This window comes from Liquorilactobacillus ghanensis DSM 18630 (assembly GCF_001435235.1).
Classification (GTDB): Bacteria; Bacillota; Bacilli; order Lactobacillales; family Lactobacillaceae; genus Liquorilactobacillus; species Liquorilactobacillus ghanensis.
This window is the reverse complement of the sequence record NZ_AZGB01000025.1, coordinates 81,387-93,199: the sequence shown is the minus strand read 5'-3', so window position 1 is coordinate 93,199 and position 11,813 is coordinate 81,387. Positions and strand designations below refer to the sequence as shown.

The window sequence follows — 11,813 nt, the reverse complement described above, 5'->3', positions numbered from 1 at the left end:
TTAAGCTTCTTAACGCCGATAGTAGTTGGGGGATCGCCCCCTGTGAGGGTAGGAAGTTGCCGTGCTCTGGAGGATTAGCTCAGCTGGGAGAGCGTCTGCCTTACAAGCAGAGGGTCACAGGTTCGAGCCCTGTATCCTCCATTGAGTCGTTAGCTCAGTTGGTAGAGCATCTGACTTTTAATCAGAGGGTCGACAGTTCGAGCCTGTCACGACTCATAGGTCAATTTTGCGGGTGTGGCGGAATTGGCAGACGCACTAGATTTAGGTTCTAGCGTTGAAAAACGTGGGGGTTCAAATCCCTTCACCCGCACCATATTTGCCGACTTAGCTCAGTTGGTAGAGCATCTGATTTGTAATCAGAGGGTCGGGCGTTCGAATCGTCTAGTCGGCACCATTATTATGCGGAAGTAGTTCAGTGGTAGAACATCACCTTGCCATGGTGGGGGTCGCGGGTTCGAATCCCGTCTTCCGCTTGTTCCAAAATTATATTTTTATGCCGGGGTGGCGGAACTGGCAGACGCACAGGACTTAAAATCCTGCGGTAAGTGATTACCGTACCGGTTCGATTCCGGTCCTCGGCATTTTTTGCACCCATAGCGCAATTGGATAGAGTGTCTGACTACGAATCAGAAGGTTGTAGGTTCGACTCCTACTGGGTGCAGTAAGCGGAAAGTAGTGATTGAGCTGGAACTTTTAACCCAATTCCAATTAAGCAGCTAAGTACTTTCTCGACTATATCTTAAGTAGTTTTAGTTTCGGGAAGTAGCTCAGCTTGGTAGAGCACTACGTTCGGGACGTAGGGGTCGCAGGTTCGAATCCTGTTTTCCCGATATATTGAAGAGTTCTCATTTGCGAGAACTCTTTTTTTGACTAAAAGTTTTGCAATTCTTTATTTTTCAAGTATAATAATAGTCAATATTAGTCAAATTCCAAAGGATGATTAGATGCAAAGTCAGAATATTTCTGATATCATTGAAAAATATTTAAAAAGTATTTTGGCAGAATCGCAAGAAGTAGAGATAAAACGGTCAGAAATGGCACAATTGTTTAACTGTGTTCCATCGCAAATTAATTATGTGATTAATACTCGTTTTAATATTCAAAATGGCTATATTGTTAGAAGTAAGCGTGGAGGTGGTGGTTACATTCGAATTGCAAAAGTTAATTTAGTTGATGATTGTGATGTGTTGGATGAACTCATCGGAATCGTTGGTGAAAGTATTACCTTTAAGGAATCCTTCCAGCTTATCAAAAGTTTGTTTCAAGCAGATGTATTAACACAAACTACAGCTAACTTATTATTAGCAGTTATTGATAAAAAAACATTGAATTTTGGCGACGTTGAACTTGAGAATATGTTGCGAGCGCGTATAATGAAAAGCATCTTAAACCGCCTGAAATATGATGGTTAGAAAGTGAGGGCAAAGTTATGGAGAATCTATTTACACCAAGTGCACGACAAGTATTAGTTATCGCCCAGGAACAAGCAAAAGACTTTCGACACCAAGCAATTGGCACTGAACATTTATTACTGGCATTAACAATTGAAAAAAATGGTATTGCTGGTAAAGTTTTAAAACAATTCGTTGTTACTGAAACAGATGTTCGTGAAGAAATTGAACGTTTAACTGGTTATGGTACATTAAAAAACATTAGTGGTTATTTACCATATACTCCACGAGCAAAAGAAATCCTTGCTAAAGCAAGTGAAAATGCACAAAGAACCAATGCACAAAAGATTGGTACAGAACATCTTCTGATGGCTTTGCTGCAAAATAGTGATTTATTATCTTCAAGAATTTTACAAAGTTTGAGTGTGGATAGTCATCGGATGTATCAGGAGATTATTCATAAAATCGGCATCAGTGAAATTCAAATGAAAAAGTATGATAAGGCCAAACCTAAAACTAATGGAACACCAACGTTGAATACACTCGCAAGAGATTTAACTAAATTGGCGGCAGAAAATAAAATTGATCCAGTTATTGGAAGGCAAAAAGAGGTTCGACGAGTAATTCAAGTGCTTAGTCGGCGAACCAAAAATAACCCTGTTTTACTTGGCGAACCAGGCGTAGGTAAAACGGCAATTGCCGAGGGATTAGCCCAAGTTATTATTAGTGGTCAAGTTCCTGAGAGTTTAGCGCATAAAAGAGTCATGGTTTTAGATATGGGTTCCTTAGTTGCAGGAACTAAATATCGTGGTGAATTTGAAGATCGTGTCAAAAAAATCCTTGACGAAATTTATGCTGATGGGCAGGTTATTCTTTTTATTGATGAATTGCATACTTTAATTGGTGCCGGTGGAGCTGAAGGTGCTATTGATGCCTCAAATATTTTAAAACCAGCATTAGCTCGTGGTGAAGTTCAAGTAATCGGAGCAACAACACTTGATGAATTTCAAAAGTATATTGAATCTGATTCAGCATTGGAACGGCGCTTCGCTAAAATTATGGTTGCAGAACCGACAGAAGAAGATAGCGTCAAGATTTTGCAGGGGTTACGGCCACGTTATGAGGCCCATCATCATTTAAAAATTACAGATGCCGCATTAAATGCCGCAGTAAAATTAAGCTCACGGTATATCTCTGATCGTTATTTACCAGATAAAGCGATTGATTTAATGGATGAGGCGGCAGCAAAGGTTAGATTAAATCAGTCAGGTAGTACTAAATCGATAGAAGAAAAGAAAGAAAAATTACAACAATTAGCCAGTCAAAAAATCGCTGCTTTGACACAGGAAAAGTTTGAAGAAGCTGCGAAGATCAGAAAAAAAGAATTACAGACAAAAAAAGATGTTGATCAGTTATTGGAACAACAAGCCAAGGGAATCTACGCTTCTTCAGTTGGAGCTGAAGATATTGCGCAAGTTGTTTCTGAGTGGACAGGTGTTCCAGTTACACAGATGAATAAGAGTGAAACTGCTCGATTAATTGATCTTGAAAAGATCTTGCATCACCGTGTTGTTGGTCAAGAAGAGGCAGTTTCCGCCGTTTCTCGAGCAATTCGTCGGGCTCGCAGTGGATTAAAGGACCCTAATCGTCCGATTGGTTCGTTTATGTTTTTAGGACCAACAGGGGTTGGAAAAACTGAATTAGCAAAAGCGTTAGCGGAAGCGATGTTTGGTTCTGAAGATTCAATGATTCGAATTGATATGAGCGAATATATGGAGAAATATAGCACGAGTCGTTTAGTTGGTTCGCCACCAGGATATGTTGGTTATGATGAAGGTGGACAATTAACAGAAAAGGTTCGGCAGCATCCTTATTCAGTCGTTTTATTTGATGAAGTAGAAAAAGCCCATCCTGACGTTTTCAATATTTTACTTCAAGTCCTTGATGATGGTTATTTGACTGACTCAAAGGGAAGAAAAATTGATTTTCGCAATACAATTATTATTATGACATCAAACTTGGGAGCTACAGCTTTACGAGACGAAAAACAAGTAGGCTTTGGAAGTACGCAGCCGAAAGATAAATTCAAGATGATGTCAGCTAAAATTCAAGAAATCTTAAAAAAGACTTTTCGACCAGAATTTCTTAATCGAATTGATGAAACTATTGTTTTCCATCAATTGGAGAAAAAAGAATTGCATGCAATTGTCAAGTTGATGGCAAAAGAATTATTAGACCGAGTTCGGCAGCAGCAGGTCAAAATTAAAATTACACCAGCAGCAATTGATTTAGTAGCTGAAAAGGGTTTTGACCCTGAATATGGTGCACGGCCAATTCGTCGGGCATTACAAACTGAAATTGAAGATAAACTTAGTGAATTGTTGATTACCGGTCAAATCAAGATTGGCAGTTCAGTTTCAATTGGGGCCAGCAAAGGTAAAATTGTAATCACGGTGCATGACGAGCAAAAGACAAACTCGAAAGAAAAAGTCAGTCAAAAATAGTATTTTAATAAGATAGAAATGAATTTTTTTACTGAAGATGTCCAATAAAGATACTGTTTTTTGGATATAATAGGTGTTATAAATCAGCTTATGTATGATTTCATACCAAGTAGTTGAAACTAATAACAATTTGGATACAATGAATAACAAGCATTAAACGGGATAATGACAAAATAGCTATTTTGCCATCGTCCCGTTTCTACTTTATTGCTTGACTTTTTATAAAAATTCCAGTAACATCTATAAGTACAATCTGTGAATTATCGGATAGCTGTGATCTATTGTCCATAGTTATCACCGAGAAAAGCAAAAATAGTGAGTTTCGCCGCTAAGGTGTCAGCTGTTTTTGGTTTTTTTTTGCCTAAAAACAGGATATATTTGGTTAATTATCGAATTGTAATCAAAATGTAATATTGGTTTAGGCTATTTGCAGAAATATTTTGAGAGGTGAACAACTTGGCAGGACATATAGTTAAATACGGAAAGCATCGAACCCGTAGAAGTTATGCACGCATCAAGGAAGTTTTGGAACTGCCGAACCTGATCGAAATTCAAACCAATTCATATAAATGGTTTTTGAATGATGGTCTTAGGGAAGTATTTGAAGATATTATGCCAATTGAAGATTTTGCTGGTAATTTGTCTTTGAAGTTCGTTGATTATCAACTGTTAAAACCAAAATATACAGTTGACGAAGCACGTCAACATGATGCTAACTTTTCGGCACCACTGCACGTAACGTTGAACTTAGTCAATCATGAAACTGGTGAAATCAAGTCACAGGATGTTTTCTTTGGTGATTTTCCATTAATGACCGAACAGGGAACCTTCATTATTAACGGAGCTGAACGAGTTATTGTTTCACAATTAGTTCGTTCTCCTGGAGTTTATTATAATTCAGAAATGGATAAAAGTGGACGAGTTACCTTCGGAACTACCGTGATCCCTAATCGTGGGGCTTGGTTGGAATATGAAAACGACGCAAAGAATATTGCTTATGTCAGAATCGACCGAACTCGTAAAATTCCGTTAACTGAACTAATTAGGGCTCTTGGTTTCAGTTCAGATGATGAAATTGTTAAAATGTTGGGTGCTAGTGATAGTTTACTTTTAACTTTGGAAAAAGATGTTCATAAGGTTAGTGACGATTCACGAGTGGAAGAATCGTTAAAAGATATTTATGAACGGCTACGTCCAGGCGAACCTAAAACGGCAGACAGTGCCCGGAGTTTATTGACTGCTCGTTTCTTTGATCCGAAACGATATGATCTGGCGCCAGTTGGTCGCTATAAAATAAATAAAAAATTAGATCTTAAGACCCGCTTGCTTAATTTAACATTGGCGGAAACTTTAGCAGATCCCGAAACTGGAGAAATTTTAGTCAAGAAAGATACCGTTTTGGACAAACAGGTTTTGGATAAGTTAACTCCATATTTGACTAGAAAAGACTTTAAAACGTATACTTTCCAACCATCTGATGAAGGTGTAGTTACTGATCCAATGGTGCTACAGATCATCAAGGTCTATTCTCCTAAGGACCCTGAAAAAATTGTTAATATGATTGGTAATGGCAATATTGATTTGAAATATAAACATATATTACCAGCTGATATTATTGCTTCAATGAATTATTTCTTCAATTTGCAAGAAGATATCGGTAATACTGATGATATTGACCATTTAGGTAATCGTCGGATTCGTTGTGTGGGTGAATTGTTGGAAAATCAGTTCAGAATTGGTTTATCACGAATGGAACGTGTTGTTCGTGAACGGATGTCAATTCAAGATACTGCAACAGTCACACCGCAACAATTGATTAATATTCGTCCGGTAGTGGCTTCAATCAAAGAATTCTTTGGTAGTTCTCAGTTGTCGCAGTTTATGGATCAAACTAACCCATTAGGTGAATTAACTCATAAACGTCGTCTATCTGCTTTAGGACCTGGCGGATTGACTCGTGATCGAGCTGGATATGAAGTTCGTGATGTGCACTATACTCACTATGGTCGGATGTGTCCAATTGAAACTCCTGAAGGACCAAACATTGGTTTGATTAATAGTTTATCTTCATATGCACGAATTAATCAATATGGATTCATTGAAACACCATATCGGCGCGTTTCATGGACGACACATAAGGTTACTGACAAAATTGATTATTTAACTGCTGATGAAGAAGATAATTATGTTATTGCACAAGCTAACTCACCATTGAACGATGATGGTTCGTTTGTTAATGATGTGGTTATGGCTCGTAGTAAGAGTGATAATATTGAAATTTCAGTTGACAAAGTTGATTACATGGATGTTTCACCGAAACAGGTTGTCGCAGTCGCAACAGCATGTATTCCATTTTTGGAAAATGATGACTCAAATCGTGCTTTAATGGGAGCCAACATGCAGCGTCAGGCGGTTCCACTGGTTGATCCGCATGCACCACTGGTCGGCACTGGTATCGAATATAAAGCAGCCCATGATTCTGGGGTGGCTTTGATCAGTAAACACGATGGAACGGTTGAATACGTTGATGCTCGAGAAATTCGAGTAAGACGGGATGACGGCACACTTGATAAGTATAAATTGATGAAATTCCGTCGTTCAAATGGTGGTAAAAACTATAATCAACGACCGATTGTGCAAGTAGGTGATCACGTTGATAATGATGAAGTTCTAGCTGATGGACCATCAATGGAAAATGGAGAATTAGCTTTAGGTCAAAATCCATTGATTGCCTTTATGACTTGGGATGGTTACAACTTTGAAGATGCGATTGCTATTAATGAACGTTTGGTCAAAGAAGACGTTTATACTTCAATTCATATCGAAGAGCATGAATCAGAAGCTCGTGACACTAAGTTAGGGCCAGAAGAAATGACACGTGAAATTCCTAATGTCGGCGAAGATGCACTGAAAGACTTAGACGAATTCGGTATTATTCGAATTGGTGCTGAAGTTCATGATGGTGATATTTTAGTCGGTAAGGTTACACCAAAGGGAGTTACTGAATTATCAGCTGAAGAACGCTTGCTGCATGCCATTTTTGGTGAAAAAGCTCGTGAAGTTCGTGATACTTCTCTCCGGGTTCCGCATGGTGGTGGTGGTATCGTTCAGGATGTTAAAATCTTTACCCGTGAAGCGGGAGACGAATTATCTCCAGGCGTTAATATGATGGTTCGAGTATATATTGCCCAGAAACGTAAGATTCAAGTTGGAGATAAAATGGCTGGTCGTCATGGTAATAAAGGGACAGTTTCAATTGTTATTCCTGAAGAAGATATGCCATTTATGCCTGACGGAACACCAGTTGATATCATGTTGAGCCCAATGGGTGTTCCATCTCGTATGAATATCGGCCAGGTTTTGGAATTGCATTTGGGGATGGCCGGTCGTAAATTAGGAATTCATATTGCCTCACCTGTTTTTGATGGTGCGCGTGATAGTGATATTTGGGCAGCCTTGAAAGAAGCCGGAGTTTCTAGTGATGGCAAATCTGTGCTTTATGATGGCCGAACTGGTGAACCATTTGATAATCGGATTGCCGTTGGTGTTATGTATTATATGAAACTGGCACATATGGTTGATGATAAAATCCATGCCCGTTCAATTGGACCGTACTCATTAGTTACCCAGCAACCTTTAGGTGGGAAAGCCCAATTTGGTGGACAGCGATTTGGTGAAATGGAAGTTTGGGCTTTGGAAGCTTATGGTGCTGCGTATACTTTGCAAGAAATCTTAACCTATAAGTCTGATGATGTGGTTGGACGTGTTAAGACATACGAAGCAATCGTTAAAGGCGAACCGATTCCTAAGCCGGGTGTACCTGAGTCATTTAGAGTTTTAGTTAAAGAACTTCAGTCATTGGGCCTTGATATGAAAGTACTTGATTCTGATAAAAAGGAAATCGAGCTGCGCGACATGGATGATGAAGATGACGAGGTTATGAATGTTGATGCCTTGAGCAAGTTAGCCAAACAGCAAGCTGAAAAGAAAGCTCAAGCAGCAGCTGATGAGAAAAAGACAGACACAGAAGCTAAGACTGAAAATTAGAAAACGCAAATAGAAACTAAAAAGGAGGTCGGTCTTTTTGATCGATGTCAACAAATTTGACAGTATGCAGATTGGTTTGGCTTCTTCAGATAAAATCCGCAGCTGGTCTTATGGCGAAGTTAAAAAACCAGAAACGATCAATTATCGAACACTCAAGCCTGAAAAGGATGGCTTATTCGATGAAAGAATTTTTGGCCCGACAAAGGATTGGGAATGTGCTTGCGGCAAATACAAGCGAATTCGTTACAAGGGAATTGTTTGCGATCGCTGTGGTGTTGAAGTAACCCGTTCAAAGGTTCGCAGGGAACGAATGGGACACATCGAATTAGCCGCACCAGTGACACATATTTGGTATTTTAAAGGGATTCCCAGTCGAATGGGACTTGTTTTAGACATGAGTCCGCGTGCTTTGGAAGAAATCATTTACTTTGCTTCCTATGTGGTTACTGAACCCGGAAACACACCATTAGAGAAAAAACAATTACTGACTGAAAGAGAATACCGCGAAAAACGAGAGAAATATGGGAAAGAATTTCAAGCATCAATGGGTGCAGAAGCAATTCGAACCTTATTAAGAGATGTTGATCTCGCTAAAGAATGCGGTGAGCTGAAAGAAGAGCTGAAGGACGCCACTGGACAAAAGAGAACCCGTGCAGTCCGTCGTTTGGATATTTTGGAAGCTTTCTTAAAGTCGGGTAATCATCCAGAGTGGATGGTAATGGATGCTATTCCAGTTATTCCACCGGATCTGCGGCCAATGGTTCAACTAGAAGGTGGTCGTTTTGCAACTTCTGATTTGAATGATTTGTATCGTCGAGTAATTAATCGTAATAACCGGCTGAAACGTTTATTGGATTTGAATGCACCGGGTATTATTGTTCAAAATGAAAAACGTATGCTGCAGGAAGCTGTTGATGCATTAATTGACAATGGTCGTCGTGGTCGGCCGGTGACCGGACCAGGTAATCGTCCACTGAAATCTCTTTCACACATGCTGAAAGGTAAACAGGGGCGTTTCCGTCAGAACTTATTAGGAAAACGTGTTGATTATTCTGGTCGTTCGGTTATTGATGTTGGGCCAAAATTAAAGATGAATCAAATGGGGATTCCGCATGAAATGGCATTGGAATTATTCAAACCATTCATGATGAAAGAACTAGTTAAACGTGGCATGGCATCAAATATCAAGAATGCTAAACGTAAAATTGAACGGCGTGATGAGGATATTTGGGATGTTTTAGAAGAAGTTATCAAAGAGCATCCAGTATTGTTAAACCGTGCGCCTACTTTGCACCGTTTGGGTATTCAAGCTTTTGAACCAGTGTTGGTTGATGGAAAATCAATGAGACTGCATCCACTAGCTTGTGAAGCCTATAATGCTGATTTTGATGGCGATCAGATGGCGATCCATGTACCATTGTCAGATGAAGCACAAGCTGAAGCACGTTTGTTAATGTTGGCTGCACATCATATTTTGGCTCCTAAGGATGGAAAACCAATTGTAACTCCTTCACAGGATATGGTTATTGGAAACTATTATATGACTGTCGAGGAACCCAAGCGTGAAGGCGAAGGTATGGTTTTCAAAGATGTTAATGAAGTTCGGACGGCATACTTGAATAACTATGTTCATTTGCATACGCGAATTGGTTTACAGACCGCTTCATTGGCAGCTGCCGGAAAACCATTTACAGATTGGCAAAAACAGCGAATTATGGTGACGACTGTTGGTAAGGCTATTTTCAACGAGATTTTACCAGCTGATTTTCCGTATTTGAATGAACCGACAGAAGCAAACTTAACTGATAAAACACCGGATAAATATTTTGTTGAACCTGGAACAGACATACCGGAGTATATTGCCAAGCAGTCCTTGGTTGGACCATTTAAAGCTGGTTTCCTAAGTGACATTATTGCTGAAGTTTATAAGAAGTTCAAAGTAACAGCTACTTCAGAATTATTGGATCGAATCAAAAATATTGGTTATTATGAATCAACTCGTTCTGGACTAACAGTGGGGATTGCCGATATTACTGATCTAAAAGAAAAGCCGGCAATTATTGATCAGGCTCATAAAGAGGTTGCTACAGTTGCAAAGCAATTCCGTCGAGGTCTAATTACTGAAGATGAACGTTATGAACGGGTTATAGCAATTTGGAATAATGCTAAAGACCAGATTCAGGATAAGTTAATTCAAAACATGAATCCTAAAAACCCAATTCAAATGATGTCAGATTCCGGTGCTCGTGGTAATATTTCTAACTTTACTCAGTTAGCTGGAATGCGTGGCTTGATGGCTGCTCCTAATGGTAAAACGATGGAATTACCGATCATTTCGAACTTCCGTGAGGGACTGTCAGTTATGGAAATGTTTATTTCAACTCACGGTGCCCGTAAAGGAATGACTGATACGGCGTTAAAAACTGCTGATTCAGGTTACCTGACACGGCGTTTGGTTGATGTTGCTCAAGATGTCATTATTCGTGAAAAAGATTGTGGAACTGATCGTGGTTTGGATGTAACTGCTATTCGTGAAGGCAATGAAATGATTGAACCTTTATATGATCGGATATTGGGTCGTTATGCAATGAAATCAGTTAAAAATCCACAAACTGGTGAAGTAATTGTTTCCTCTAATGAAATGATCGATGAGGATAAGGCTCAAGCGATTATTGCTGCTGGAATTGAAAAAGTTACAATTCGCTCAGCCTTTACTTGCAACACGGTTCATGGTGTTTGCGAACATTGTTATGGACGCAACATGGCAACTGGTGATGAAGTTGAAGTTGGTGAAGCAGTAGGAACGGTTGCTGCTCAGTCAATTGGTGAACCTGGTACACAGTTGACCATGCGTACCTTCCATACTGGTGGGGTTGCTGGTGATGATATTACTCAAGGTTTGCCACGTGTTCAAGAAATTTTTGAAGCTCGCAATCCTAAAGGTTTAGCTAAGATCTCTGAAGTAACAGGAGTTATTGATTCAGTAGAAGAAAATCCTGCTGAACGGACGAAAACTGTTACAGTTAAAGGTGAAACAGATACGCGGACTTATAGTTTGCCATTTACCTCTGTATTGAAGGTTAAGGAAGGCGACAAGATTCACCGTGGAGATGCACTGACTGTTGGTTCAGTTGATCCGAAGGAATTAATTAAAGTTCGTGATGTTTTATCAACTGAAAATTACATTTTGCGCGAAGTTCAAAAAGTTTACCGGATGCAGGGTGTAGAAATTTCAGATAAGCATATTGAAGTAATGGCACGACAAATGTTACGGAAGGTTCGTATAATGGATCCCGGCGATACAGATTTGTTACCAGGAACTTTAATGGATATTAATGATTTCAGACAGCAGAACTATCAAACCTTAATCAAGGGAAGTATTCCAGCTACTGCGCGTCCAGTTTTACTTGGAATCACTAAAGCATCATTGGAAACAAATAGTTTCTTATCAGCTGCTTCATTCCAGGAAACAACACGTGTCTTGACTGATGCTGCTATTCGTGGCAAAAATGATCCGCTGATTGGTTTGAAAGAAAATGTTATCATCGGTAAATTGATCCCTGCTGGAACTGGTATGTCAGTTTATCGTCAAATCAAACCTAAAGAGGTTGGTGGAGTTTCACAAAGTGTTTACTCTATTTCCGATTTAGAGAAAAAAATGAAAAAGCAAGAAGCTGAAAATCAAACAACTACGCCTTCATCTGATAAGTAAGGTTTAGCAAGATTTTGATGTAAGCTATCATTAAATTATCTAGTTAATGATATAAAATTGGATATAGTTTTTTAAACTGCCTATTTTGATTAGAATAGGCAGTTTTTTTATGTTTAAGTTTCAATTTGCTTCATTTAGGAAGACAACATGCATAATAGG

4 protein-coding genes and 8 tRNA genes are annotated in these 11,813 nt (G+C 39.2%); all 12 read left to right on the top strand.

The genetic code is table 11. The features are described from left to right. Positions 1 to 68 precede the first annotated feature (68 nt). Positions 69 to 141: transfer RNA gene (locus FC89_RS10300), tRNA-Val, on the top strand. 2 nt (positions 142 to 143) lie between these two features. Beyond that, positions 144 to 216, top strand: a tRNA-Lys gene (locus tag FC89_RS10295). 12 nt (positions 217 to 228) lie between these two features. Then, positions 229 to 313, top strand: a tRNA-Leu gene (locus FC89_RS10290). 5 nt (positions 314 to 318) lie between these two features. Beyond that, positions 319 to 394: transfer RNA gene (locus FC89_RS10285), tRNA-Thr, on the top strand. Positions 395 to 401: 7 nt separating this feature from the next. Continuing rightward, positions 402 to 473, top strand: a tRNA-Gly gene (locus FC89_RS10280). Positions 474 to 495: 22 nt separating this feature from the next. After that, positions 496 to 581: transfer RNA gene (locus tag FC89_RS10275), tRNA-Leu, on the top strand. 6 nt (positions 582 to 587) lie between these two features. Then, positions 588 to 661 (top strand) — tRNA-Arg (locus FC89_RS10270). A gap of 95 nt (positions 662 to 756) precedes the next feature. Continuing rightward, positions 757 to 830, top strand: a tRNA-Pro gene (locus tag FC89_RS10265). A gap of 114 nt (positions 831 to 944) precedes the next feature. Further along, positions 945 to 1,412: a CtsR family transcriptional regulator gene (locus FC89_RS10260; RefSeq protein ID WP_057872471.1), complete on the top strand. Its 468-nt coding sequence runs from the start codon at positions 945 to 947 to the stop codon at positions 1,410 to 1,412. A 17-nt stretch (positions 1,413 to 1,429) separates the two neighbouring features. Then, entirely contained in the window at positions 1,430 to 3,895 is a 2,466-nt protein-coding gene (locus FC89_RS10255) for an ATP-dependent Clp protease ATP-binding subunit (protein ID WP_057872470.1), read from the top strand. Between the two features lie 447 nt (positions 3,896 to 4,342). Beyond that, a complete protein-coding gene (rpoB, locus tag FC89_RS10250; protein ID WP_157060712.1) occupies positions 4,343 to 7,942 on the top strand; it encodes a DNA-directed RNA polymerase subunit beta in 3,600 nt (1,199 codons plus the stop codon). A 37-nt stretch (positions 7,943 to 7,979) separates the two neighbouring features. Next, complete coding sequence (rpoC, locus tag FC89_RS10245) at positions 7,980 to 11,654, top strand: DNA-directed RNA polymerase subunit beta' (protein WP_057872468.1); 3,675 nt, start codon at positions 7,980 to 7,982, stop codon at positions 11,652 to 11,654. Positions 11,655 to 11,813 lie beyond the last annotated feature (159 nt).